Annotated in this window: 20 protein-coding genes and 2 pseudogenes; 15 read left to right on the top strand and 7 right to left on the bottom strand. The window is 33.3% G+C overall.

Annotated features, from left to right (window positions below; translation table 11 throughout):
• Window positions 1-137: 137 nt before the first annotated feature.
• Window positions 138-239 (top strand): annotated as a pseudogene (locus tag A6J74_RS04560) (DUF2179 domain-containing protein); the annotation flags it as partial.
• Between the two features lie 537 nt (window positions 240-776).
• On the opposite strand, the gene A6J74_RS04555 reads toward A6J74_RS04560, so the two are convergent.
• From A6J74_RS04555 to A6J74_RS04535, 4 genes are all read right to left on the bottom strand, one after another.
• Entirely contained in the window at window positions 777-1,904 is a 1,128-nt protein-coding gene (locus tag A6J74_RS04555) for a Ger(x)C family spore germination protein (RefSeq protein WP_000619989.1), read from the bottom strand.
• Window positions 1,901-3,004, bottom strand: coding sequence for a GerAB/ArcD/ProY family transporter (locus tag A6J74_RS04550; RefSeq protein ID WP_000527375.1), 1,104 nt, complete (start codon window positions 3,002-3,004; stop codon window positions 1,901-1,903). Before A6J74_RS04550 ends, A6J74_RS04555 begins: the two co-directional genes overlap by 4 nt.
• Window positions 2,991-4,499 carry a spore germination protein gene (locus A6J74_RS04545; RefSeq protein WP_000055708.1) on the bottom strand — a complete coding sequence of 503 codons (1,509 nt, stop codon included), beginning with the start codon at window positions 4,497-4,499 and terminating at the stop codon, window positions 2,991-2,993. Before A6J74_RS04545 ends, A6J74_RS04550 begins: the two co-directional genes overlap by 14 nt.
• An 846-nt stretch (window positions 4,500-5,345) precedes the next feature.
• Complete coding sequence (locus tag A6J74_RS04535; protein WP_001204202.1) at window positions 5,346-6,389, bottom strand: Fic family protein; 1,044 nt, start codon at window positions 6,387-6,389, stop codon at window positions 5,346-5,348.
• A gap of 1,278 nt (window positions 6,390-7,667) precedes the next feature.
• On the opposite strand from A6J74_RS04535, the gene A6J74_RS04530 reads away from it, so the two are divergent.
• Window positions 7,668-9,044, top strand: coding sequence for a lytic polysaccharide monooxygenase (locus A6J74_RS04530; protein WP_001049730.1), 1,377 nt, complete (start codon window positions 7,668-7,670; stop codon window positions 9,042-9,044).
• A gap of 189 nt (window positions 9,045-9,233) precedes the next feature.
• Here A6J74_RS04530 and A6J74_RS04525 read toward each other — a convergent pair whose 3' ends face one another.
• Complete coding sequence (locus A6J74_RS04525; protein ID WP_001033557.1) at window positions 9,234-10,649, bottom strand: phosphatidylinositol-specific phospholipase C; 1,416 nt, start codon at window positions 10,647-10,649, stop codon at window positions 9,234-9,236.
• A gap of 412 nt (window positions 10,650-11,061) precedes the next feature.
• The gene (locus A6J74_RS04515; RefSeq protein ID WP_000782800.1) at window positions 11,062-11,631 is read right to left on the bottom strand and encodes a hypothetical protein; all 570 of its coding nucleotides are present in this window, start codon (window positions 11,629-11,631) and stop codon (window positions 11,062-11,064) included.
• Window positions 11,632-12,289: 658 nt separating this feature from the next.
• On the opposite strand from A6J74_RS04515, the pseudogene A6J74_RS04510 reads away from it, so the two are divergent.
• The 13 genes and pseudogenes from A6J74_RS04510 to A6J74_RS04450 all read left to right on the top strand — a co-directional run bounded on the left by A6J74_RS04510 (window position 12,290) and on the right by A6J74_RS04450 (window position 25,394).
• Window positions 12,290-13,131: pseudogene (locus A6J74_RS04510) on the top strand (metallophosphoesterase).
• Between the two features lie 215 nt (window positions 13,132-13,346).
• Window positions 13,347-13,598 carry a hypothetical protein gene (locus A6J74_RS04505; RefSeq protein ID WP_000548627.1) on the top strand — a complete coding sequence of 84 codons (252 nt, stop codon included), beginning with the start codon at window positions 13,347-13,349 and terminating at the stop codon, window positions 13,596-13,598.
• 186 nt (window positions 13,599-13,784) lie between these two features.
• Window positions 13,785-14,510: an ABC transporter ATP-binding protein gene (locus tag A6J74_RS04500; RefSeq protein WP_001171599.1), complete on the top strand. Its 726-nt coding sequence runs from the start codon at window positions 13,785-13,787 to the stop codon at window positions 14,508-14,510.
• Window positions 14,507-15,526: an ABC transporter permease gene (locus A6J74_RS04495; protein WP_001265602.1), complete on the top strand. Its 1,020-nt coding sequence runs from the start codon at window positions 14,507-14,509 to the stop codon at window positions 15,524-15,526. Before A6J74_RS04500 ends, A6J74_RS04495 begins: the two co-directional genes overlap by 4 nt.
• A 24-nt stretch (window positions 15,527-15,550) precedes the next feature.
• Entirely contained in the window at window positions 15,551-16,204 is a 654-nt protein-coding gene (locus A6J74_RS04490; protein WP_000711182.1) for a TetR/AcrR family transcriptional regulator, read from the top strand.
• Between the two features lie 4 nt (window positions 16,205-16,208).
• On the top strand, window positions 16,209-17,177 hold the full coding sequence (locus A6J74_RS04485) for a YbgA family protein (protein WP_001248627.1): 969 nt from the start codon (window positions 16,209-16,211) through the stop codon (window positions 17,175-17,177).
• 216 nt (window positions 17,178-17,393) lie between these two features.
• A complete protein-coding gene (locus tag A6J74_RS04480) occupies window positions 17,394-18,539 on the top strand; it encodes an acyl-CoA dehydrogenase (RefSeq protein WP_000397277.1) in 1,146 nt (381 codons plus the stop codon).
• 15 nt (window positions 18,540-18,554) lie between these two features.
• Window positions 18,555-19,892 (top strand): acetyl-CoA carboxylase biotin carboxylase subunit, encoded by a 1,338-nt coding sequence (locus A6J74_RS04475; protein WP_000486758.1) that lies wholly within the window; start codon window positions 18,555-18,557, stop codon window positions 19,890-19,892.
• Between the two features lie 26 nt (window positions 19,893-19,918).
• A complete protein-coding gene (locus A6J74_RS04470) occupies window positions 19,919-20,134 on the top strand; it encodes an acetyl-CoA carboxylase biotin carboxyl carrier protein subunit (RefSeq protein ID WP_001987345.1) in 216 nt (71 codons plus the stop codon).
• A 21-nt stretch (window positions 20,135-20,155) separates the two neighbouring features.
• The gene (gene mvaB, locus A6J74_RS04465; protein WP_000775419.1) at window positions 20,156-21,067 is read left to right on the top strand and encodes a hydroxymethylglutaryl-CoA lyase; all 912 of its coding nucleotides are present in this window, start codon (window positions 20,156-20,158) and stop codon (window positions 21,065-21,067) included.
• Between the two features lie 4 nt (window positions 21,068-21,071).
• A complete protein-coding gene (locus A6J74_RS04460) occupies window positions 21,072-21,860 on the top strand; it encodes an enoyl-CoA hydratase (protein WP_000939823.1) in 789 nt (262 codons plus the stop codon).
• 2 nt (window positions 21,861-21,862) lie between these two features.
• Window positions 21,863-23,404 (top strand): acyl-CoA carboxylase subunit beta, encoded by a 1,542-nt coding sequence (locus tag A6J74_RS04455; RefSeq protein ID WP_000893092.1) that lies wholly within the window; start codon window positions 21,863-21,865, stop codon window positions 23,402-23,404.
• A 49-nt stretch (window positions 23,405-23,453) separates the two neighbouring features.
• Window positions 23,454-25,394: an AMP-binding protein gene (locus A6J74_RS04450; RefSeq protein ID WP_000806475.1), complete on the top strand. Its 1,941-nt coding sequence runs from the start codon at window positions 23,454-23,456 to the stop codon at window positions 25,392-25,394.
• A 465-nt stretch (window positions 25,395-25,859) separates the two neighbouring features.
• Here A6J74_RS04450 and A6J74_RS29955 read toward each other — a convergent pair whose 3' ends face one another.
• On the bottom strand, window positions 25,860-26,027 hold the full coding sequence (locus A6J74_RS29955; RefSeq protein ID WP_000358199.1) for a hypothetical protein: 168 nt from the start codon (window positions 26,025-26,027) through the stop codon (window positions 25,860-25,862).
• Between the last annotated feature and the right edge of the window lie 202 nt (window positions 26,028-26,229).

Below are 26,229 nucleotides of genomic sequence, written 5' to 3'. Positions count from 1 at the left end.
AAGACTAGTTAAGTTTGGATAGATACATAGGGTAAACTGAATTTATAAGAGGAAAAATAGCTAAAAATTATGTTGGAGAATAGAGCAATGTCTAGGAGCTATAAATTTGAGAAAAAAGAAACAGAATAATAAGGTAAATGAAAGAACTTATTCATGAAATTGATGAAAATGCCTTTGTCACTGTATATGATGTTGCGGAAGTAAAAGGAGGAAACTTTAAAAAGCAAGATATCCATTAAGGGTATTAACAAAGTTAAATATTTTATACATAGTTGATTATTGAAAAAGATGAAACCCACATTTAGATAGAAATCTGATACGTAATAAGGGGGACAACAGTAAGGCATAAGGGCAGTACTTTTTGTTTTTTAATAATTGATTATTATTTTTTGTAACTTTTTATGGATATGATATCTGATAATAATTAGTTATTGATATAGAAAAGCAAGAAATTTGAAATAATCTAAGGGGATAAGTAATAAAATTTCATTGATAACAGAATAGGATATTTAAACTAACAATGATTTATTAAAGCCACATTAAACGAAAACATTATGCACAAATATGTTGATGTGTATCTATTATATCAAGGTACATAAAACAAAAACTAAGATGTTCGTACGAACTCGAAAAGCTGAAATTCCTTAATTTAGGAATTTCGGCTTTGATATTATGTCATGGAGTTACAATTGGAATGGAATCTGGCATATATACTGCACTAGAGTTAAAAGTTCTTCAGTTCCTTAAATTAGAAACTTGTACTTGAATAGGCTAGTCTAATTTCTAATGGTCCCAGTATCTTTTATTTTGACGTGTGTCTTTACATTTATTTTAGCCTCTGCTAACGCTTGCAACCAATCTCCTTTTCGTTTTTTCCACTCTTTATATTGAAAAGCTCTAGCATATAGGGATAATCCGATTGGATCAATTTTATTCTGCTGTATTTCATTCAACATATTTTGTAAATTCTTATTAATTTCTTTTTGAATAGCACTTTCTAAATTATTTATATTTTTTTTATTATCATAATGCTCCTTAATTAAATTCACATTGGTTTTTTCTATTAAAGCTACATTAGCATTTATATGGAGATTAAATACAAACTTTCCGTTTTGAAAATTAACATCCACCTTCCGTGTCGCATTTTGTACCAAGATAGAAGTGTTTGGTTTTTTGTTGGATTTTTTAGGAGGAAGCACAAGGTGTAGTATCATTCGGCCGCTATTTTTCGACTTATTTATAAGATTGAAAAATTTAACGTCTTTTTTAGGGATATGAGTTAAATATTTTCCTTGTCGATTTAAAAATGCAATGCCTACTGTGTCGATTTCATTCTTTGTTTTCTTGATAATCGGAACAGTTTGTGTCATTCCTTCTTCATTTCGTTCTCTCATTAATTGTTGAATTGTAGAAGAGACGGATTGATTATTTTGAATTGAAGATTCAATTACACCATTTATATAAGATGGCAGTGATGGTTTACTAGGCTTATGAACTTTAAAAATTTCTTCTGTAGGTCCATCTACAAGTACTACTTTAGCATTAATGGTAGCGTAAGGATCACGGTAAGAAGAATCAAGTTCCTGTAACCAATTTGATTCTTGTGCTAATTTTTTCCCAATTAAAATAATTTCAGCTTTTGAGGCTGTCATATAGCCCGTTAACTTCGTATCTATCTTACTGAATCCATTATATACAGTGGATGCCTGTGTCCAATGCTCTATAGTACTTTGTTGCTGTTTATGATGAAAGAGTGGGATGCTTGTGCCAACTTTTATGTCTCCATTAGGGGTTCTATCCAAGCCAATTAATAGGATTAATGAAACCTTCTCAAGAGGAATTCTCTGACTACAACCAATCAAATATACACAACAAATTACAATCCATATCCATTTTCGAATCAAAGTTGTTTCCTCCTAGTAACCCAAGCAAAAAGAATGCTGTAAGCGAAAAATAAGATTGGTAATAGAATAAAGAAAATGATATTTAAGATATCCATAAGAGAATATATAAATAAATATTGATCCACATTTGGATTTAGAAAAATAAATAAGCCGACTATTAATACCATAAAACCAACCAACGCCCAATTGCGAGCGTTTTTTTGAAGTGAAATGGTCACAGACTCAAAACTGAAAAATAAATATGGATATATTGTAGTGGAAAATACAATTAAATAGTAAGCGATATATATAATTTCTAATCGTTCTATGAAAGAAAAACGAACTCCTTTTAACAGATGAAATACTGGCCAAATTACGTCTTTTATCCCCTCAGGACTAAAGTATATATAAGAAAGAATAGTCACATAGAGATAGAAAAACATGGTTCCAGTATTCGCTATTAGTAGTCCCTTTATAGCTTGTTGTTTTTTTTGTAAGAATGGATATATATAATATGCAATTTCTAAGCCGGCATAAGGGGTAATGGTTTCTTTTGTTGCCTTTACAATAGGGTATAAGCCATCTTTAAAAATAGGTAGTAGATGTAAAGGAGCATACATACTCTTTAATGAAAAAAGAAGAAATAGTGGCATCCAAGTAGTGAAGAAGAAAACAAGCATAGAATAACTAGTAAGGGCCCTTAACCCACTTAGGGCTAAAATAATAAAAGGCAATAGTAATAATATGGTGATTTGATAAGCAGGAGTGGAAGGGAATATCCACACTTTTACAATATCAGTTGCCTTTAATAAAGTATTAAAGCCAGCAAAAAATAGATAAAAAGCATATAAAAGAAAAAAAATTGTCCCTAGCCATTTACCAAAGTATGTTTTTAAAATCTGTGAGAAATTTTTGTTAGGATTTTTTTGTAACATTAATATAATAAATACGCCAATTATAGAAGTAGTTATCCAACCCAGAATGATAGAAATCCAGCCATCTGTGCCAGCGGTAGTAGCAAGTGGGCTCGGCATAATTAACATACCTGAGGCTAGTTGCAGTGAATGAATGAAAACAATAAATTCAAATAAAGTTATGTTTTGGAATTTAAGATTCCCCATGCGAACCACCTTCTTTTTTCTTTTTTTGTTTCGGCTGTCCAGTACTCGAGCGGGTGGTGATCATAGAAATAGGAAATCTTACAAAGGAATCTTTTAACTCTTGGAGACGAAATGGTGCTATTGGCAATCCGTATGGTGAACCATAGGAAGTTAGTGAAACAAAATGAGCAAATAAGAGCATTAATCCACTAACAATACCTACAATGCCATAAAAGTATGCCAATAACATCATTGGAAAACGAATAAGGCGTATAGAACTTGATAAATCGTAATTAGAAACAATAAATGATGCAATGGCTGTAATAGATACGATAATAACCATAACGTTACTCACAAGACCAGCTTGAACAGCCGCCTGCCCAATTACAATTCCTCCAACGATCCCAATAGTTTGTCCAATTGGTTGTGGTAAGCGAATACCAGCTTCACGTAGCATTTCAAGTGTAATTTCCATTATAAATGCTTCCAGCAGGGGAGAAAAAGGGACTTTGACTCTTGACGTTGCAATAGAAGTGTATAAATCTAAAGGAATGATTTCAAAGTGAAAAGAGACGATAGCAATATAAATTGCGGGTAAAAAAATCGCTATAATAAAACCAGCAAATCGTAATAAACGAAAAAACGATGCAATGAGCCAATGAATATTATAATCATCCGGGGTTTGAAAAAATGCAATTAAATTCATTGGAACAATCATTGCACCAGGGGATCTATCCATTAAGACTGCTACTTTTCCATCAAGGATATGATTTGAAATCGCGTCTGGGCGTTCGCTTAAATAGGCCTGTGGAAAAGGAGTCCAATTTTGATCTTTTGTATAATTAGATAGTTCTCCAATGCTCAATACCGCATCCGTTTTAATATTACAGATTCTAGTTTCTATTTCTTGGACTACGTCTGCGCTTGCTACATCACCTAAGTAAATTAAATAGACTAAAGAAGTGGCTCGTTCTCCAATCGTCAGCTTTTTGATTTTTAACTCTGTAGAAGGAATATATCGACGAATTAGGCCTATATTTTTTGTGGCATTCTCAATAAAACCATCATGTGAGCCTTTAATAGTAACTTCTGAAATCGGTTCTTGAATGGATCTCTCTGCCCAGCCTTTTGTATTTATTAGAAGTGACCGCTTTTCTCCCTCCATAAACAGTACACATTGACCCTCAAGTAATCCTTCTTTAATTTCATTCCATGTATATACTATTTTGGTATGAGTAGCAATAATATTAGAATTAAATATTTGACTGTCTTCCTTTACTTCTTGTAATAATGGTGTAACAACATTGCTTTTTAATGCGACACCATCTGTAAGGCCTTCAAAATAATATAATAAAATATTCGTTTTTGTTTTTAATTGCAAAGGATGTTCAATCAAATCTGCACTAATATCAAAGATGTTATTTAGTGTATCTTTAAGTCTTTGTAAGTTACTCGTTTGGATCTTTTCAATGGTTTTATCTGTCTTCGTTTCTAAGGTCTCTTCATTTAAGGACAAAATTGACACCTCTTTAATATATAACGATTAGTTGTATTTATTATTTTTATATGATTGAATTTTATTCACTAATTTAAACTGATTGGGAACAAGAATAACTAAATTTGATGTGCAATATTATAAATGCAATAATTGAGAGCCAAAAAGTAGATGTAATCTGTGTGGAAATCTAAGTATCAAGATAGAATTGAAATTTGAATCATTATAATAAAAAAGAACCTTCGATAGGTTCTTTTTTATAGTTGGTAAGTATATTGTCAACAATAGATGGCGTTAAAGGAAGTAATTTAGATGTTTTTATGCTACTCAGCTGAATTTTGTAGGAAGAATTCTTTTTTCATACCTCAATGCTCAATAAAAAAGGACATTTCATTTATTTGGGTGTTCTAGTGTATTTGAATTTTGCGTGCTAATAAATTTTGTTTAGGGACAAAATGTGTTTTCTTAATTATCAGAAAAATCAGCGCAACAAAATTCTTATTGGTTATTTTGGTAAGTATCAAATATTTCTTTGGCCTTATTTTCTTGAAAGTACCGTACGTTTATATGTTTCTAAGGGAAAGAAATACTATCATTTTTATTACCATCTATTGTTTGATTAAGATGTTAACATGAAATTGAAACGTTTACAACCAGAAAATAAAGAAAAAATAGTAAAATACGACTTTTTTCGACAATTATTCTTTACTTATATAATATTTTTATAGGAAAAGGCATAGGGAAACGTACCTTTTCCTATAAAATGTATTGTTAGAATTAGAAATAACTAAAGTAGTAATAATAGCCTAAAATTAAAATGAAATTCTGTGATAAAGTTATAATTTTTATTTTTGGAACCCAAGTGTTTTAAACTTTAATCCATTTTGCGTTTCTTCCTTTTGTAACCAGCTTAATATGGCCAAATAATTGCAATGAATTTAAAGCTTTACTGATTGTACTCTCTGCAATGTCTGGATATGTGTTACGAATACTCTCCTTAGTAAAGGGTTGTTTTTGTTTAAGTATATAACCCTGAATTCTCTCAACTTTAGTGTGTTTACATATAGAATCTAGAACTGTGTTATGAAGATCTTTGTAAGCCTCTAAAATAATAGTTAAAAACGTTTTTAACCAAAAGCTACTATTATGTTCCTCGCAATACCAATTCACAGAAGATTTATAAATCGAATTGTAATATTCAGATTCGTTTTTCTTAATATATTTATCCAAACATACATATTTTACAAATGTATGTCCACTCTTAATTAACAGCAATTGCATTAACATAAATGCCAGCCTACCATTACCTTGATTGAAAGGGACTATGCAATAAAAATTTAATATAAAACGAGCTATCAATAAAAGCGAATGGAGCCCCTTACTAGTATTTAATGAGTTGTATTGATCACATAATTGCTCCATAAACTGTGGAATAAGTTCATGCGGAAGAATGCGGTAACTATTCAAGTGCATTCCATGTTCTGGAATTCCTGGAATAATAAAAGGTTTTTCACGCCATTTGGCACTGTCCGAGGTAATGTAATGTATAAGTTGAAAATGCAATTCCTGTATAGTTGCTGGATTGATTAATAAAGTACAGGAATTTTTATGTACAAAAGAAAGTGTTTGATAATAACAAAAAATAGCATCTTCCGAAATATTTTGAGGTACTATATCATCTAAAATAAGTTCTTTTAATCTTTTATTAGGAACTTTTATATCCTCATAAATAGTAGTGAAATTTTTTATGTAATGTAGTGGTATAGTTTTTTCTAAACTATTAAATATGTCAGGGTTTTGTTCCTGATAAGCAGCTAATTTTCCTTTCAATTCGCTAATTTCACTTATTAAATGTATTAACCTCCTTTTTAATTCAATATTCTTATACTTATCATCAAAAAAGTCTCTCATTTTTGTTCCCCCTGTAACCCCTTAACACGTTGTTGCATACATCTGTCCATTCTAAAGGTATTTCACGACATTATTATAAAATAATGACATTTCCGTTCTGATTTTGAATATATTTCAGAATCTATAATTTTATTTAACAATTAAAATATGGAAATTATAAAGAAGAATCATTAGGATTCAATTTTAATAGGCATAATCCTAACATCAAATGTACAAATGTACAATAAAAAAATAAAAAATATAAAACTATCGACTCTTTTGAAAGATTATTTAAAAGAGTTTTAAGTAATTGTTGGTATAGATGCACTTTAGTTTAGGAGTAAAGATTGAAGTGGTAATAAAGTTTTTCAAAGGTAATCAATAAGTAGATAAACTATTAATTTGTGACAATTATGTGCCTGATCTATTATTTGCTATTATGAGAATTCTAAAATTAAATCCTAACGAGCTGAATTTTCTATATTTAGCATATGGATTAGGAGAGACGTGTTGATGAAATGTATCATTTTATATAGAAAGATGTAACGTTTAACACTTGTATTGTAAAATATTTTGACATACGTTAATTTAAATATTAGGTACAGGAACATTTAATAAAAACTCAGTACTAAAGTACCCTTTAAACGTTTATTTTTATATTTCAAGCACACTGAAGTTTACCCTTTGTTTCTGTACCTTATTAGATAAAAATAATATAATAAATTAGTGGTATTTGATAGGAAATGTCTATAAATGTATTACAAGAAATTATGTTAAGATGAATATTTTAAGTTATTTTATGGATAGTTAAGGTTTAGTTTGAATTAGTAGGGGGATATGTCTAAGATTAAACGATCTATGCGCATTAACCATATAAATCAAACCATATTATTTATGGTGTTTTTTAAGGTTCAGAAACTATGTGTCAACTTAACATTGGAAATGTCGTATTTGTATGTTGTATAACAGAAGTGTGAAGTCTGGAAGAAACTGATATAATCGGTGTCTTCCAGACTTTTTTTACTTTTTGGTAACATAAAAAGTTAAATTTTTCCTACATGAGATAATTCTCTAAAATAATATTTGAATTTTTTGTGAAATTAAACGAAGTTTTTATTCTTCTTTTAATACATAATGTTACAAAATAGAGTTATTGTATTTACTTTATTTTTATAAGAGATTAAAAATATTAATAAATGTACCAATTTATGAGAGATATTAATATATTAATTAGCGATTTGTTCGTTTATCCCTATATTGCTATTATATTAGCGTAAACAATATATTGGGGGGACAATAATGAATTTGAAATTAATATCTAAATTAGAAAGATTAAGAAAAAGTAAAAAAGGAATTGGTGCTTTTGTTCTGGCTGCAGGGGTGACGGCAATTACAATGGTTCCTCAAAGTGCGTATGCACATGGGTTTGTTGAAAAGCCAAGTAGTCGTGCTGCTTTATGTAGTCAGAATTATGGGGCATTAAACTTAAATTGTGGAAATGTAATGTACGAACCTCAAAGTCTAGAAGCACCTAAAGGATTCCCAGATGGTGGACCGATTGATGGAAAAATTGCTTCGGCAGGAGGATTGTTTGGAGGAACTCTTGACCAACAAACATCAAGTCGCTGGTTCAAAAACACAATTAAGGGTGGAGCAAATACATTTACATGGAAATATACAGCGGCACATTCTACAAGCAAATGGCATTATTACATTACAAAAAAGGGATGGGATCCTAATAAACCATTAACACGTGCTGAATTAGAACCAATTGGAACTGTGAAACATGACGGCTCGGCCGCATCAAATAATTTAACACATACAATTAATGTACCAACTGATCGTAATGGTTATCATGTTATTTTAGCTGTATGGGATGTAGCAGATACGTCAAATGCGTTTTATAATGTAATTGATGTAAATTTAGTAAATAATGAAACTCCTGATACAGTAGCTCCAAGTCAACCAACTGGATTAAATGCGTCTAAAGTTGCTGCCAATAGTGTTGAAATAACATGGAAGGCCTCTACTGATAATATAGGTGTAAAAGAATATCAAGTGTTACGCAATGGAGAAGTAATTGATACGGTACCAGGTACAACTTTTATTGATAAAAAACTAAAAGCAGATACGGAATATACCTATACAATAAAGGCATTAGACACTGCTGGAAACATATCAAAAGAAAGTGAAAAACTAAAAGTTAAGACAACAAATGAAACTCCAGATATAGAGGCTCCGACTCAACCGAAAGGATTACATAGTATGGGTACAACAGCGACAACTGTTGATTTGATGTGGAGTCCATCTGAAGATAATGTAGGTGTTGACCATTATATTGTATATAGAGAAAGCGCTGGGGTTATGAATAAAATTGGGACAGCGGATAATACATCCTTTATGGATAAAAATTTGAAGGCTAATACATCGTACAAATATGTAGTGACGGCGGTTGATTTAGCTGGAAATGAATCTAGTAGAAGTGATGTTTTGAATGTAACTACAAAGTCAGAGGATTCCACATATGAAAAATGGGATGCAAGAAAAGCATATACTAAAGGTGATAGAGTAGTATATGAGGGAAAAGTATATGAAGCGGTTCAAGATCATCAAGGAAATGGCGACTCAAATTGGATTTTTGCCCTATCGCTTTGGAAGCCAGTTATGAATAAATGATAAGCGGGAAAAGGTAGTTAACATTTTTGCACTTCTTTTTGAAAAGTAAGGGTCGTTTTAAGTATGGATTATCTAATGGTTTAAATGATATGAGAATAAATTTAATCACTTAATGTTTACGAAATGAAATCAAAAAAGAATCCCAATGGTATTCCATCAAAAAGGAATTCAGTTGGGATTCTTTATTTTCTAATTTGTAATAGCGTATATTTTCACTGTAAATTTGTTAGTGGCACCAATTGGACTTGCAATATAATATTTAGTATTTGTGTAAGCTTCAGTCCTAGATCCATGTGAAATATTTTTCCAACGAGTAGAATCTGTACCTAGGGAAACATCAATCATTACATTGAAAGAAATAGTAGAAGGATGATCTTTTTCTGAAGGCTCAATAATCCATTTTAATTCCTTAGTACCTACAGGTAAATTATCAATTCTAAAGTTTTGACTGGATCGATTTTGTTGTCCGGATAAAGGACTAGATTCGGATGAAATTTGCGAAATTAATAGTTCTTTTTCATTTGAATGTATACCATTTAATTTAATGATACTATCAATTAAACCTGGTCCAGGAAAATCAGCTGCGATGATACCAACATGTTTTATTTCACCTTGATGCAAGAGTTCGGTCCCAAGTGTATTCATTCCACCATAATATATTTGCCCACTTCTATCGCGAGGGAAATCACTCCACTCATGAGTGAAATTCATTTGAATTAACTTAGGACTACTATCAGTATTTCTATTCTCTTTTCCGCTTGCAACAAACCAAGGATATACATTATTTAAAAATGCGGCTGCACCACCTGTACCACTAAAATGGTTGAGATATATTTTTCCGTTATTAAAGTTAGTATTTGCATTTTGTAGATGGCTTTTTACCGCATTCCATTTTCCATATATTTCGTCTGGACCACTTCCAATTTCAAATTTATCTTGTATATTCAAACTTTCGTAATCAATACCGTACAATTGAGAGGATGTAAAGTTTTGTAAGATTACAATTTTACCCCGGATATCTCCTAAAGTAGGGTTGTTTCTATCAGAAGTTTGTACGGAATTAGGATCCCAAAAATATGAAGCATTAACGTTTTTATATTTTAAAAATATCTCCTCAAATGATAGTGATCCACTTTCAGGAGTAGTTTCTTCTTTTAAGCGCATTAAAATTGTTTCTGTCGGATAATCTTTTAAAAATTGAATTGCCTCTTTTAATACATCTTCAAACATTGCTTTTTGATTTACAATCCCATGGTACATTGCAAAAGAATCTTTTACACGTTTAACACGCATATCTACATATCGAATTCCAGAATTTAATTGTTGAGGTAGACTCATAGTTTGATTTCTTGTCAAATTTTCATCAAGAAAACTTGCTCCATGTAAAGCCATTGTACCGTGAGTCCCTGGAATAGATATTTTACTTAGTTTTGTTGAATCTTCTACTTTCGACATCCACGATGGATTTTGATATCCTATATTGGATTCATAGGAATAACCTGGATGACTATCAGCTAAAATAGGAGATGGTGTACTTAAACTTGCTAGTGTAAAACATGTGAGGATGCTAATTTTAAAGAAATTTATTATTTTTATTTTGTTCATTTTATCTCTCCTGACCTTTAAACAATAGATTAAGATGATTTTGTACTATATTTATTGTTTTCATTTTAAAGTAATGAAATTTTGTGTTTGAAAATAATTAAAAATAGGGGGAGTAACTTATTTGAGACTTTAATAATTTGTTGTTATGAATTGTACTTAATAACCAAACGGATTCTTAAAGAATCGAAGTATAGACTCGAAAAAACAACCTTTTATCGTATTGTATACAAACAAAACAGAAGCCTTAAAAAAGACTTCTATTCTGTGACATATAATGAATGATAAGGTGGTTAACAAATCAAGATAATGTGACTGAGTGGTAAAAATCTATTTATAGCTGTTTCAGAATCTCTTATAACAAGGTTACCTACGAAAAATGGGCCTCTGCAAGGCTAATAAAAATTAAAAAGTTCTACTCATTAAAACTTAAACTAACTACAGTTGCGATAGATTGGGCTGCATGTTCCCAGCTTCCATCTATAACTTTTCCAAGCTGCTGACCAAGTGCATTTAAATCATTTGGGTTAACTGGAATCCCATTATAGGCAGCAAGAATTGATAAAAGTGGAGCAGCAAATGGTGTCCAACCACCTCTATCAATATTAAATACAGGCTTATCTATTACCTTTCCATCTTGCACTGTAAACTCATAATAAAATTGATCATCTGGACGAAAACTTAAATGATGAGAAATTTGCCCCTTAACATATTTTTTTCCAGCACCTAGATTTACTACTTCTATTTCTTTTACATTAAATTCATGCTCAAATACTTTTATTTTTTTGACTTCTGGGCCATTTAAGGCAGCATTAACGGCTGTTTCCAAATTATTTTGTGCAAATGGTTGAATACTCACTTGTGCCTCTTTTTGTTGGATAGGAGCCTCTTTTTCAGCAGCAAACACCGATGTAGTTGGTAGTGCACCTGTAGCTAATGTAGCCGCAAGTGCTGTTGTCATCATGATTTTTCTTTTCATCTTCATAGTTTTCCTTCCTCTCTTAAAGTTATGATATATAATCTTTTAAAGACTGACACGGTGCAATATATTATTTCATAATGCACGCAAAAAATAGTTTAAGAATTATGTGAAACTATGTCAGAAAATTAAAGTTAATTATATATTCATTTACAATGATATCTATCTACACACATTTTTTCAATTTTCTAATAAATAATATAATAATAACTTTTCATAAGGGAATTTAATGTTTTAATTCTCTCTATATACGCTTTAAACAAATTAAAATCGTAGTGGTAATAATATATTTGCAAGCAAATGTCATATATACTTCGAGAAAAATACACAATTTTTTTATAAAAAACTTTAGGAATTATCATTATATCGTTATTAACTAAATAAGATAAATGATAATATGATGAAGAGCTTCCAGGGATTCGCTATAAATTCACTAGAGAATGAGCATGATATCATACACTCATGCAGGACGCCTAGGATATTAAAGCTCCACTTTATAGTAAGTTAATACGAAGGAGATTGGAAACAGCAGTAAGTGTTTATTAGAGACGTATAACACTATGAAAAATACTTCAAATTAATTGGAAAGTTTCAGTTTTTTGAATTCAAAGGGCACGGAATGTTTATTAGAATTGTAGTTCTGATTAAGATTTTAGGAGGAAAAATGAACAAGAAGACTAAAAGAATCATATTACTTATCGGTACAATAGTAGGTATTTGCATCTTTTTATATTTACAGAACAATTTAATAAGTATAACTGAGGTTAAAATAACCTCTAGTAAAATTCCCTCCGCTTTTAAAGGGTATAAAATTCTACAAATTTCAGATTTACATAATAAAAAATTTGGTGATAATCAAGACATTTTAATTCAAAAAGTAAAAAGCATAAATCCAGATATTATTGCTATTACTGGTGATTTAATAGACAGTAAATCGTACGATGAAGAAATTAGTATGCAAGTAATACGAGAACTTGTAAAGGAGTATCCGGTATATTTTGTAACAGGAAACCATGAAAAATGGTCAGGAAAATATAACAGTTTAGAAAAAGAATTAAAGAAAAACCATGTTACTGTTTTGAGAAATGAACATGTAATAATACAAAAAGGCGGACAAGAAATAAACTTGTTAGGTATTGATGATCCGGAATTTAATAACAGAGATATTAATGAAGGAAGTATTGTAAAAGATGCAATTGTAAAAGCGAAAATTGAAACGCAACCAAATAGATATAATGTATTATTATCCCATAGGCCAGAATTTATTGAGGAGTATGCAGAGGAGCGAATAGATTTAGTTTTCTCAGGGCATGCTCATGGTGGGCAAGTTAGGTTACCATTTATCAGCGGATTAGTTGCTCAAAACAAGGTGTTTTACCTAAATATACAGCAGGTTTATATGAAGAACAAAATACATCAATGGTGGTTAGTAGAGGATTAGGCAATAGTATCATTCCGCAAAGAATTTTGAATAGGCCAGAAATTGTAGTCGCCCAGTTAAATTAAATTGGGCGACTTTTTATGTACAGAATGAGTAAAGGGGCTTTATGTATTTTGCAGGAGTTAACATTACAATTTTGTTAAAAATTTTCTACGTTACATAAAGTAACAAAATTTGACCTGAAGAGTTTGTTATAGTGTAAATAATCAAAAAACTTAAAAATTAGTCGAGTGAAAAGTGTGATAAGGAATTTATGTAAAAAACTTAAAGGGGTGTACACATGCATAAAGAATATGAAATTGAAGAGTATACGGCGATTGAGGAACAAATACATTATTATTGTCAATGTTTATTAGTGAGCCATCCTGAGCAAATTATAAAATATTTAGAAAAAAGATTAGAAAAATATGCAGAAACATTACAATATGCACATTTATATCCCGATACAGTTATTTTACCGTTACAGCAATTAGTTATCGAATATTCTTTAGACCTTGCTAGAATTAGGAAGTATATGAATTTAGAAACATAAAGTAAAATGCATAGTTTAAATGAAACAGAGTCGACTTTAAGAAATTATATTCTAATGTCGATTCTGTTTCATTGTTTAATATTGTTGATTGAAAATAAATACTAATCAATGAAGTTTGACATATAATTACGCAAGAGTAAAATAAAAGTGAGTACTCACTCATTTTATAGAAAAGAGGGATAATACATGCAAAAACCTTCAATTGTTTTACAGAATGTATCGAAAAGTTTTGGGAAAAAAGAAGTTTTACACGATCTTTCATTACAAATTGAAAAAGCAGAGATATTTGGTTTAGTTGGGCCTTCAGGATCAGGGAAAACGACGCTTATTAAATTGATTGCAGGTATTAATCAGGCATCTAAAGGTGATGTATTTGTATACAACATTAACATGCCAAATTTAAATGAGATGAAAAGAATTGGCTATATGGCTCAAGCTGATGCATTATACGAAGAACTATCAGCATATGAAAATGCAGATTTTATTGCAACGATGTATGGATTAAAGGGAAAGCATAAAAAGGAAAGAATCAAAGAGGTTTTTGACCTGGTACAATTATCACAACATATGAAAAAGCAAGTACAGCATTTTTCAGGTGGGATGAAAAAGCGTCTATCATTAGCAATAGCACTTCTTCATGAACCTGAAATATTAATTTTAGATGAGCCAACAGTGGGGATAGATCCGCTTCTTAGAAAAACAATCTGGGGAAAATTTTATGAACTTAAAAAGAAAGGCACAACTATTATTGTAACGACGCACATTATGGATGAAGCAGAGTTTTGTGAGCGTCTAGGGTTGATTAGAGAAGGGAACTTAGTTGCGGTTGGAACGCCAGAGGAATTGAAAAAACGTGTATCATCTGGACGAATTGAAGATGTCTTTTTGTTAGAAGAGGGGGTTGAATCGTGAGAGTTAATGGTGTAATCATTCGTATTATTCGTCAATTTTTTCGAGATAAACGTTCGTTAGCCATGATGTTTGGGGCACCAATGTTATTACTTTGGCTATTGTCTTTAGTATTTACACAAAAAGATTATAAACCACATATTGCTGTAGTTGATGTGCCCGCTTCTATAGTAAAAGTGATGAAAAATCAAGAAGCCTCAATTTATGAATATAGCAAAAAGAAAGCGATTTCTGAGTTGGAAAAACAAAAGATCGATGCAGTAATTCATTTAGAGAATGGAAAAATAAATCTTTTGTTAGAAGGCAGTGATTCGTCGAAAAACCGTGCTGTACTCCAAGTATTGCAAAAGAGCACAGAGAAGAATGATGTATCGATTATGAAACCTGAAGTGAATTATTTACATGGCTCTAAAGACTTTACGATGTTTGATGGGCTCGGTCCCGTGTTAATTGGATTCTTTACATTTTTCTTTGTATTCATTTTGTCAGGAGTTTCTTTCGTAAGAGAACGTTTAAGTGGTACATTAGAGCGATTATTGTCCACACCAGTTAGACGATGGGAAATAGTTGTTGGATATATAATTGGTTTTGGAATTTTTGCATTCATACAATCTGTTATAATTGTAAGTTTTTCAGTCTATGTTTTAGATTTATATGTAGCAGGTTCTATATGGCTAACGCTACTTATTACATGTATGCTCTCTTTAACGGCACTAACATTAGGGACGTTTTTATCAGCATACGCAAATAATGAATTTCAAATGATCCAGTTTATACCGCTAGTTATTGTGCCACAAATCTTCTTTTCTGGCTTGTTTCCAATTGAATCTATGAATAAGTGGCTACAAATGTTAGGGAAATTATTTCCACTCACATACGGCGCTGATGCAATGAGGCAAGTGATGATTCGAAATCAAGGATTTACAGAAATTGCATTGGATCTTACTGTATTACTACTTTTTTCACTATTATTTGCAGTAGGGAATGTATTTGCTTTAAAGAAACATCGCAAAATATAATAATGACAAAAAGGAGCTTTGTACATGAAGAAGGATTGGCTTGAGGAATTGATTGCTGCAACTAATACTGATAATCGAAATGAACGTCAAATGCGTATTTTAGAAGCAGCTGTTGATATGTTTGGAGAAAAAGGATATGCTTCAACTTCAACAAGTGAAATTGCAAAGCGTGCTGGTGTAGCGGAAGGAACGATTTTCCGCTACTATAAGACGAAAAAAAATTTATTGTTAGCGGTCGTAATGCCAACTTTAACAAAGTTTGCTGCACCATTTTTCGTACAAGCTTTTGCGAAAGAGATATTTAAAACTGATTATGAATCGTATGAAGGGCTTTTAAGGGTAGTCATTCATAATCGATTTGAATTTGCCAAAAAGCACTTTCCAATGATTAAAATATTAATTCAAGAAGTGCCGTTTCAGCCAGAGCTAAAAAGTGAAATACAACAATTAGTAGAAACAGAACTGCTTTCACATTTTAAAAAGTTAATTGTAAAGTTTCAAGAAGAAGGGGGAATTATTGAGATGCCACCACCTTCCGTGTTACGGCTTACATTATCAGCTGTTTTAGGATTTCTATTAACTCGGTTTTTATTATTACCTGAAGAGAATTGGGATGATGAATTGGAAATTGAAAATACGATTCAATTTATTTTGTACGGACTAACGCCACGGAGGTAATGAAATGCGACAATTTGCAAAACCTACAATCGTCGTAAGTAAATGTTTAGAATTTGATGCTTGTCGTTATAATGGAGAAATGATTCCGGATGTAACAATACGAAATTTGCAACCATTTGTTACATTTATACCTGTTTGTCCAGAAGTCGAGATTGGATTGGGAATTCCTCGTGAAACGATACGAATCGTAGAAGAAAATGGTGTGAATACACTTGTGCAACCGTCGACAAGAGAAGACGTTACTGAAAAAATGGAGCAATTTTCAAATGGATTTTTACAAACGATATCCGATGTGGATGGATTTATTTTAAAGAATCGCTCGCCAAGTTGTGGTACGCGTGATGTGAAAATTTATTCTGGTTTTGAAAAAGCGCCAGCAAAAGGAAAGGGACCAGGCTTATTTGGCGGAGCAGTATTAAAAAATTTTTCGCACCTTCCAATTGAAGAAGAAGGTAGATTGTCGAATTTTATTATTAGAGAACATTTCTTTACAAGGTTATTTACAATCGCATATTACAAAATGATTAAACATAATAAAAATATGAAAGACCTTGTATCGTTTCAGTCGGACAATAAATATTTATTTATGGCATATAATCAGGTAAAACAAAAAGAATTAGGGCGTATTATTGCAAATCAAAAAAATGAAACGATTGAAATTGTATTTGATGATTATGAGAAGACTTTATATGAATTATTTTTGCGCGCGCCCCGCTATACATCGAATGTAAATGTATGTGAACATATTTTCGGATATTTTAAAACGAAATTAAAAAAACAAGAAAAAGATTATTTTTTAGAACTGATACAAAAGTATGCAGAAAAGAAAATACCACTTAGTAGTTTGCTTGCAATTTTAAAATCATGGGCCATTCGGTTTGATGAAAAGTATTTATTAGGACAAACATATTTTGAGCCATATCCTGAAGCGTTAGTAGAAATTTCTGATTCGGGAAAAGGTAGAGATTATTAAACAATAAATTACATAATTCGACATAAAACTTCCTATGTTGTTGTAGAACAATGTAGGAATTTTTTTGTGCATTAGCACAGAATCTGTTTTAAAATTAAGTTATGACAGAATTGTAGCAATTGTCTAACTAATATTCTTGTCTTTTAAGAAGTAATGTTTGTAGTAGAAACTCGCACGCTGTCGAAACTCAATATTCGATAAGGGGTGTGTAGCGGAATGGAATTTACTCTAACTCGCGAAAAACAAATGATTAAAGAAATGGTACGTGACTTTGCTGAAAAGGAAATCGCACCGAAAGCTGTGTATTATGACAAAACTGCAGAGTTTCCATATGAAACATTTCAAAAAATGGGCGAACTAGGATTATTAGGCATCCCATTCCCAGAAGAGTATGGAGGTTCAGGTGGCGATACAGTATCGTACGCGCTAGCAGTTGAAGAAATTGGTCGTGCTTGTGGTGGTACAGGATTAAGCTACGCTGCAACAATTTCATTAGGTGCTTCTCCAATTTATTATTTCGGTACAGAAGAACAAAAACAAAAATATTTAGTTCCAATGGCATCAGGTAAAACGTTAGGCGCTTTCGGATTAACGGAGCCAAACGCTGGATCAGATGCAGGAGGCACACAAACGAAAGCGGTATTAGATGGTGATGAGTATGTAATCAGTGGTGAAAAGTGCTGGATTACAAACGCAGAGTATGCAAATACAATTATTGTAACCGCTATCAACGGTGTTGAAGAGAATGGTAGAAAACGTATTTCTGCATTTATCGTACCGACTACAAGTGAAGGATTAACGATCTCAAGTCCTTACGATAAGATGGGTGTTCGCGCTTCTAATACTTGTGAAATCGTACTTGATGGTGTGCGTGTACCGAAAGAAAATATTCTTGGTGATGTTAATAAAGGATTTAAACAATTCTTATATACACTTGATGGAGGACGTATTTCAATTGCAGCATTAGCAGTAGGTATTGCACAATCTGCATTTGAACGTGCATTGCAATATGCGAAAGAACGTCAACAATTTGGAAAAACAATTTCTAATTTCCAAGCGATTCAATTTAAATTAGCGGATATGGCGACTGAAGTAGAGTTAGCACGTAATTTAGTACATAAAGCAGCTTGGTTAAAAGATAACGATAAACCTTTCGGTAAAGAAGCGGCTATGGCAAAACTATTTGCATCTGAAGCAGCTAGTCGTATTGCGAATCATGCAGTACAAATTCATGGCGGTTATGGCTATATGCGTGAATATGAAGTTGAAAGACATATTCGTGATGCAAAACTGTTAGAAATTGGTGAAGGAACTTCTGAAATTCAACGTCTCGTAATTGCTAGACATTTAGGATGTAGATAAAAAGGAGGAATCACTATGTTTCAAAAAATATTAATTGCCAATCGCGGGGAAATCGCAGTTCGCATTATGAAAACTTGTCAAAAACTTGGAATTCGTACCGTCGCTATTTATTCTGAGGCTGATGAAAATGCCCTTCATGTAAAAATGGCAAATGAAGCTTATCTAGTAGGTGGTCCACGAGTTCAAGAAAGCTATTTAAACCTTGAAAAAATTATTGAAATAGCTAAGAAGACAAATGTTGAAGCAATCCATCCGGGGTACGGATTATTATCAGAGAATCCATCTTTTCCGATTCGCTGTAAAGAAGAAGGAATCGTATTTATTGGTCCTTCAGAAGAAATCATTACGAAGATGGGAAGTAAAATTGAGTCACGTATAGCAATGCAAGCAGCAGATGTACCAGTAGTTCCAGGTATTACTACAAATATTGAAACTGCTGAAGAGGCAATTGAAATTGCAAAACAAATTGGTTATCCATTAATGCTTAAGGCATCCGCGGGCGGCGGAGGCATTGGAATGCAGTTGATGGAAACTGAGCAAACGCTCACCAAAGCATTTGAAAGTAACAAAACAAGGGCACAAAATTTCTTCGGTAATGGAGAAATGTATTTAGAGCGTTATATTGCAGACGCGCATCATATTGAAATTCAGCTTTTAGCAGATACACATGGTAACACAGTGTACTTATGGGAACGTGAATGTTCCGTACAGCGCCGAAATCAAAAAGTAATCGAAGAAGCACCTTCACCTTTTTTAGATGAAGGTACACGAAAAGCAATGGGAGAAGTGGCTGTACAAGCTGCTAAAGCTCTTGGGTATACAAATGCAGGTACAGTTGAGTTTCTTGTAGATGATCAGAAAAATTTCTATTTCTTAGAAATGAATACGAGATTACAAGTAGAGCATCCCGTTACAGAAGAAATTACGGGGTTAGATCTTGTAGAACAACAACTTCTTATCGCAAGTGGAGAGAAACTATCATTTACTCAGGATGATGTAAAACGTAGTGGTCATGCCATTGAAGCACGTATTTATGCAGAAGACCCGAAAACATTCTTCCCGTCACCTGGGAAAATTACAGATTTCACATTACCATCAAATATACGTATGGATCACTTTTTAGAGAATCATGTAACAATTACACCGTTTTATGATCCAATGATTGCAAAAGTCATTGCTCATGGTGAAACTCGTGAAGAGGCAATTTCAAAATTAGAAAATGCTCTAGAGGAGTTGAAAATTGAAGGTATTAAAACAAATACACCGATGCTACTGCAAGTGCTCGGAGACGATGTGTTCAAAAGTGGTATTTATACAACGGGTTTCGTAACGAAACAGCTTGTTAAAAAATAAGATTTATGAATATTAAGGGGGAAAAAATGATGACGAAAGTATATGCATCGATGGCAGGAAATGTTTGGAAGATAGTTGTAGGAGTAGGAGATACAGTAGAGGAAGAGCAGGATGTCGTCATTTTGGAATCTATGAAAATGGAAATTCCAATCATTTCAGAAGAAGCTGGCACAGTTATGAAAATTAATGTGCAAGAAGGCGATTTTGTAAATGAAGGAGATGTATTACTAGAAATTGAATAGGGAGATATAGGGGGAAGCGAATTGAAACTACCTAATTTTGCTGTCATTAAAGAAGTAGGGCCACGTGATGGCTTACAGAATGAAAAAAAGATTGTTGGCACAAAAGATAAAGTAAAATGGATTCAACTACTTACAGAAGCCGGATTGTCGTACGTTGAAGTTTCCTCATTCGTTCACCCAAAATGGGTTCCTGCCTTAGCGGATGCAAATGATGTCTTTTCTGAGCTAAAAAGGGATCCCAATGTTACATATGCTGCGCTTGTTCCAAATCAAAATGGTTTGGAACGAGCTTTTTTGCAAAATGTAGATGAGGTGAATGTTTTTTTATCAGCGAGTGAATCTCATAATAAAAGTAATATTAATAAATCAATTAAAGAAGCATTAACTGTTATTGAAGATATAACAAAACAGGCAATATTCGAAGGGAAAAAGGTTAGAGGTTATGTTTCTACTGTATTTGGATGTCCGTATGAGGGAGATATAAGTGCCGCAGCAGTTGATGAAATATGTAATCAACTATTTTCATACGGCATTTATGAAGTTTCTCTCGGTGACACGATTGGTGTAGCGAATCCATTACAAGTAGAACAAGTATTAGAACATCTATTAAAGAAATATGATGCTTCGCAGTTTGCAATGCATTTTCATAATACGTATGGGATGGCACTTGCAAATGTAGTGAAGTCTTTAGAACACGGTATTACAACGTTTGATAGTTCTTGTGGTGGACTCGGGGGATGTCCATATGCACCGGGAGCATCAGGAAATGTTGCAACTGATGATTTAGTGCATATGCTCCATAAGTTAGGTGTCCAAACAAATATAGACGAAGAAAAGTTATGGAGAGCTAGTCAATTTATTCAAAGTAAGTTAAATATCCAATTACCGAGTCATGTGTATAGAGCGCTTCAACATAAAACGATAAGTAGGTGAGAAGATGCTACAATTACAAAATATTTCAGTTGACTATGTAACACCGCATGTTGTAAAGATTTCGTTATATCGTGAAAGACAAGCAAATTCTTTATCTTTAGCGTTATTAGAAGAATTGCAAACAATATTAACGGAAATAAGTGAAGAGTCAAATACACGTGTAGTTATTTTAACAGGGGCTGGTGAAAAAGCGTTTTGTGCTGGCGCAGATTTAAAAGAACGAGCTGGTATGAATGAAGGGCAAGTTCGCCATGCGGTTGGTATGATTCGTACTACTATGGAAATGGTGGAACAATTACCACAACCAGTTATTGCAGCTATTAATGGAATTGCTCTTGGTGGTGGTACGGAATTGAGTTTAGCCTGTGACTTTAGAATCGCTTCTGAAAATGCAAGCCTTGGTCTGACTGAAACTACCCTTGCAATTATACCTGGAGCAGGTGGTACGCAGCGTTTACCGAGATTAATTGGTGTTGGTAGAGCGAAAGAATTAATTTATACAGGAAGACGTATTTCGGCGCAAGAAGCGAAAGAATATGGTTTAGTAGAATTCGTCGTACCAGCTGATTTACTAGAAGAGAAAGCGATTGAAATTGCAAATCAAATTGCTAGTAATGGTCCTATTGCAGTTCGATTAGCAAAAGAAGCAATTTCTAATGGTGTTCAAGTAGATTTACATACCGGATTACAAATGGAAAAACAGGCGTACGAGGGTGTAATCCATACGGAAGATAGATTAGAAGGATTACAGGCATTTAAGGAAAAACGCAAACCGATGTATAAGGGGGAGTAAATGTGTTAGAACAAAAACAACAATCAAATAATTTTGAAGAACGAGTTGAAACGATTAAACAAGGTGGAGCACCGAAATATCATGAACAAAACAAAGCAAAAGGAAAACTCTTTGTTCGAGATCGTTTAGCTCTTCTATTTGATAATGGCGAATATGTAGAAGATGCATTATTTGCAAATTGTGAGCAAACAGGGTTACCGGCTGATGGTGTTGTAACTGCAACTGGTAAAATACATGGGCGTACTGCGTGCGTAATGGCAAATGATTCAACTGTGAAAGCCGGATCATGGGGAGCTCGTACAGTTGAAAAGATTTTACGTATTCAAGAAACGGCTGAAAAGTTACGTGTTCCATTATTTTATTTAGTTGACTCTGCTGGAGCGCGTATTACAGATCAAGTAGAAATGTTCCCAGGGCGCCGCGGTGCGGGAAGAATCTTTTATAACCAAGTGAAATTATCAGGTAAAGTTCCACAAATTTGTTTATTATTTGGTCCTTCTGCTGCTGGTGGTGCATATATTCCAGCTTTTTGTGACGTTGTTATGATGGTGGAAGGTAATGCATCTATGTATTTAGGATCTCCACGTATGGCTGAAATGGTTATCGGTGAGAAGGTAACTTTAGAAGAAATGGGCGGGGCTCGTATGCATTGCTCAGTATCAGGATGCGGAGACGTTTTATGTAAGACAGAAGAAGATGCAATTACACAGGCTAGACAATACATTTCATATTTTCCAAGCAACTACTTAGAAAAGACTCCATTGATGACACCTCAAGAACCGAAACAGTTCGATAAAACGTTAGAACAAATCATTCCAGAAAATCAAAATGCTCCTTTCAATATGAAAGATCTGATTAACAGAATTATAGATGACGGCTCATTCTTTGAAGTGAAAAAATTATTTGCTCAAGAACTCATTACAGGTTTAGCACGCATTGATGGTAAGCCAATAGGTATTATTGCAAATCAGCCGCGTATGAAAGGTGGCGTTTTATTCCACGATTCAGCTGATAAAGCAGCGAAGTTTATTAATTTATGCGATGCATACCATATTCCATTATTATTCCTTGCAGATGTACCAGGATTTATGATTGGTACAAAAGTAGAGCGCGCTGGTATTATTCGTCACGGTGCAAAAATGATTTCTGCAATGAGTGAAGCAACTGTACCGAAAATTTCTATCATTGTTCGAAAAGCATATGGAGCTGGTTTATATGCAATGGCAGGTCCGGCATTTGAACCAGATTGCTGCTTAGCATTACCGACAGCTTCTATTGCTGTAATGGGTCCAGAAGCAGCGGTCAATGCTGTATATGCAAATAAAATTGCGGCTTTACCAGAAGAAGAGCGTGCAAGCTTCATAGCTGAAAAACGTGAAGAGTATAAGAAAGATATTGATATTTATCATTTAGCATCAGAGATGGTGATTGATGGTATTGTTCATCCAAACAATTTACGTGAAGAGTTAAAAGGGCGTTTCGAAATGTATATGAGTAAATATCAAGTATTCACGGATCGTAAACATCCTGTATATCCAGTTTAAAAGCCCTATTTAGGGCTTTCTTGCTCAAAAAGTCAAGGAGGGGAAAACATTGAAACAAGCAGTTTGGTTTCCAACAGAAGAGTATAAGGAAAAAACACGTTTATATGGTTGGATGAAATCATTGGGATATGAAGACTATGAAACTTTTTATAATAAATCTATTGAGGAAACAGCTTGGTTTTGGGGAGAGGCAGAAAAAGCAGTTGGCTATCAATGGATGAAACCTTATACAGAAGTGTTAGATTTAGAAAATGGTACGCCATTTGCACAGTGGTATAATGATGGAACATGTAACGTTGTAGAATCAGCTTTATCCCGCTGGATTGCGGATGAAGTGACAAGAAAACAGCCAGCACTTCAGTACGAAGGGGAAAATGGAACTTCAAAATCATTTACATATGAAGAGCTTGACAATTGGGTAAGCCGTGTGGCCAATGGTTTGAAACAAGCGGGTATTGAGAAGGGCGATCGTGTAACAATTTATATGCCGATGATTCCGGAAACAGTTGTTGCGATGCTAGCTGTAATGAAAATCGGAGCAATTATTTCACCAATATTTTCGGGATTTGCTTCGGATGCAGTTATGACACGCGTACAAGCAGCTGGTTCAAAAATGATTATTACCGCAGATGGATTTTCACGCCGCGGGAAAATTGTTTCTTTAAAGGATGAAGTAGATAAAGCTTGTGAACATTGCCCGACTGTTGAAAAGGTGGTAATTGTTCGTCATGCAGGAAATAATTTTACACCGCATCATTATGACTTTTCATGGAGTACGCTAGAAAAAGAAAAACCATTCATACATGCCGAAGAAATGCATAGTGATGATCCTTTAATGCTCATATATACATCAGGAACGACTGGTAAGCCGAAAGGAACGGTACACACGCATGCAGGATTTCCTTTGAAAGCAGCTTTTGATGCAGGATTTGGAATGAATATTAAACAAGGTGATCGTGTATTATGGGTAACTGATATGGGCTGGATGATGGGGCCATTTTTATTATTCGGTTCACTCATAAATGGTGCAACGATGGTTATGTACGAAGGTGTTCCAGACTTTCCAGAAGCAGATCGCTTATGGGAGACGGTTGATAAATATGAAATTACTCATCTCGGTATTTCGCCAACGTTAATCCGTGCATTAATGGCAAAAGGTGATGAGTATGTGAATAAACATTCTTTAAAGAGTTTAGAAGTATTCGCATCAACAGGAGAGCCTTGGAATCCTGATCCATGGATGTGGCTGTTTGAAACAGTTGGAAAAGGAAAAGTGCCAATCTGTAACTATTCAGGCGGAACTGAAATTTCTGGTGGGATTTTCGGTAATGTTCTGATTAAGCCAATCGCACCAATTAGTTTTAACGCATCGTTACCAGGTATGGCTGCGGTTGTACTTGATGATCAAGGTAAACCAATCCGTGATGAAGTTGGAGAATTATGTTTAGAGAAACCTTGGGTTGGAATGACGAAAAGTTTCTGGGAAGACGATGAGCGTTATGTGAACACATATTGGTCACGATTTGAAAATAAATGGGTTCATGGTGACTGGGTTATTTATGATGGTGAACAATATATCATTACAGGGCGTTCAGATGATACGCTAAATATTGCTGGTAAACGTATTGGGCCTGCTGAATATGAGTCTATTCTTGTGAAACATATTAATGTAATAGAAGCAGCTTCCATTGGTGTACCTGACGATGTAAAAGGTGAGGTTTGTCATTGCTTTGTAGTATTACGAGATGGTGTAATATTTACAGCAGAATTAAAGAAAGAATTAATGAGTTTAGTAAATTCTCATATCGGAAAAGCATTATGTCCAAAGGATATCCACGTTGTAGCGGATTTGCCAAAAACACGTAATTCTAAAGTAATGCGACGCGTCATCAAAGCGGCTTACTTAGGAAAAGAATTAGGAGATTTATCATCACTTGTAAATCCAGAAGTAGTTCCACATATTCAGGGTCTACAGTCTAGTAAATTATAAATGTAGGAATGAGCTCTATGTAAATGGAGCTCATTTTTCATGTTTATAAAAAGAGAAGAAGTAAATTTGAAGTAGTAAAATTCTACTTGTATTATTACGACGTATGTTTGTTTTATAGTTTTTATCAAAATAGGATTGTGGCGTGTCTATTCATTGGAGTGATTGAATTGTGTTAAGGATGAAAATTTAGTGAAGCGAAAAGTAATGAATAAAAGGAGAAATCCCTGGGGGACAGGGATTCACTAAGGGAGATAGTATTGTCGTGCGATGTCGAAATTTGGCGTATTCGACAAATTAATATTATCACGAATTTTCAGGAGATTGTAATAGGGAATGTGTCAAAAATGTGTACGTATTTCCTATTAAAGTGTTATGTAAATAGGAAAAGGGAAAAAATTAAGTTCACTCGTTCTTAAGAATTTTTCCCCTTAAAATTTAGTATTTGTTCGTTATTCTATATACGTCTTAATTTGGTAAATCTTCAACATGTAAAGATTGAGTATTGCCCTTTTTGTTTGAATTATGTGCCTTCTGAGATGTTTCTTGCATTTGCTCTTGGGCTTTACTAGGAGTATTCAGCGCATCAGATGATACATGATCAAGTTGTTGACTTAATAAATCTTTTTTATCCATGTTATGTAGCTCCTTTTTGAACTTTGATATAAAAACGAAGTGTTTTTAAATAGTTACGTGGGTATTATGTATCTTTGAATGGAATTATATACACAAACTACATTGAGAAGTTAACTACTTATAAAAATTACCTGTGATGACAAGCTGAAGAAATATAAAGATCATTAGTGATTAATAAAAGCATTATTTTAGTAGGGTGTTA

This window comes from Bacillus sp. FDAARGOS_235 (genome assembly GCF_002073415.2).
Taxonomy (GTDB): domain Bacteria; phylum Bacillota; class Bacilli; order Bacillales; family Bacillaceae_G; genus Bacillus_A; species Bacillus_A toyonensis.
This window is presented reverse-complemented; position numbering and strand designations above follow the sequence as displayed.

Coding starts and splice junctions, on each gene's coding strand:
- A6J74_RS04550 (WP_000527375.1), bottom strand. CDS start 3,004: ATGGGGAATCTTAAATTCCAAAACATAACTTTATTTGAATTTATTGTT.
- A6J74_RS04535 (WP_001204202.1), bottom strand. CDS start 6,389: ATGAGAGACTTTTTTGATGATAAGTATAAGAATATTGAATTAAAAAGG.
- A6J74_RS04530 (WP_001049730.1), top strand. CDS start 7,668: ATGAATTTGAAATTAATATCTAAATTAGAAAGATTAAGAAAAAGTAAA.
- A6J74_RS04525 (WP_001033557.1), bottom strand. CDS start 10,649: ATGAACAAAATAAAAATAATAAATTTCTTTAAAATTAGCATCCTCACA.
- A6J74_RS04515 (WP_000782800.1), bottom strand. CDS start 11,631: ATGAAGATGAAAAGAAAAATCATGATGACAACAGCACTTGCGGCTACA.
- A6J74_RS04505 (WP_000548627.1), top strand. CDS start 13,347: ATGCATAAAGAATATGAAATTGAAGAGTATACGGCGATTGAGGAACAA.
- A6J74_RS04500 (WP_001171599.1), top strand. CDS start 13,785: ATGCAAAAACCTTCAATTGTTTTACAGAATGTATCGAAAAGTTTTGGG.
- A6J74_RS04490 (WP_000711182.1), top strand. CDS start 15,551: ATGAAGAAGGATTGGCTTGAGGAATTGATTGCTGCAACTAATACTGAT.
- A6J74_RS04485 (WP_001248627.1), top strand. CDS start 16,209: ATGCGACAATTTGCAAAACCTACAATCGTCGTAAGTAAATGTTTAGAA.
- A6J74_RS04480 (WP_000397277.1), top strand. CDS start 17,394: ATGGAATTTACTCTAACTCGCGAAAAACAAATGATTAAAGAAATGGTA.
- A6J74_RS04475 (WP_000486758.1), top strand. CDS start 18,555: ATGTTTCAAAAAATATTAATTGCCAATCGCGGGGAAATCGCAGTTCGC.
- A6J74_RS04470 (WP_001987345.1), top strand. CDS start 19,919: ATGATGACGAAAGTATATGCATCGATGGCAGGAAATGTTTGGAAGATA.
- A6J74_RS04460 (WP_000939823.1), top strand. CDS start 21,072: ATGCTACAATTACAAAATATTTCAGTTGACTATGTAACACCGCATGTT.
- A6J74_RS29955 (WP_000358199.1), bottom strand. CDS start 26,027: ATGGATAAAAAAGATTTATTAAGTCAACAACTTGATCATGTATCATCT.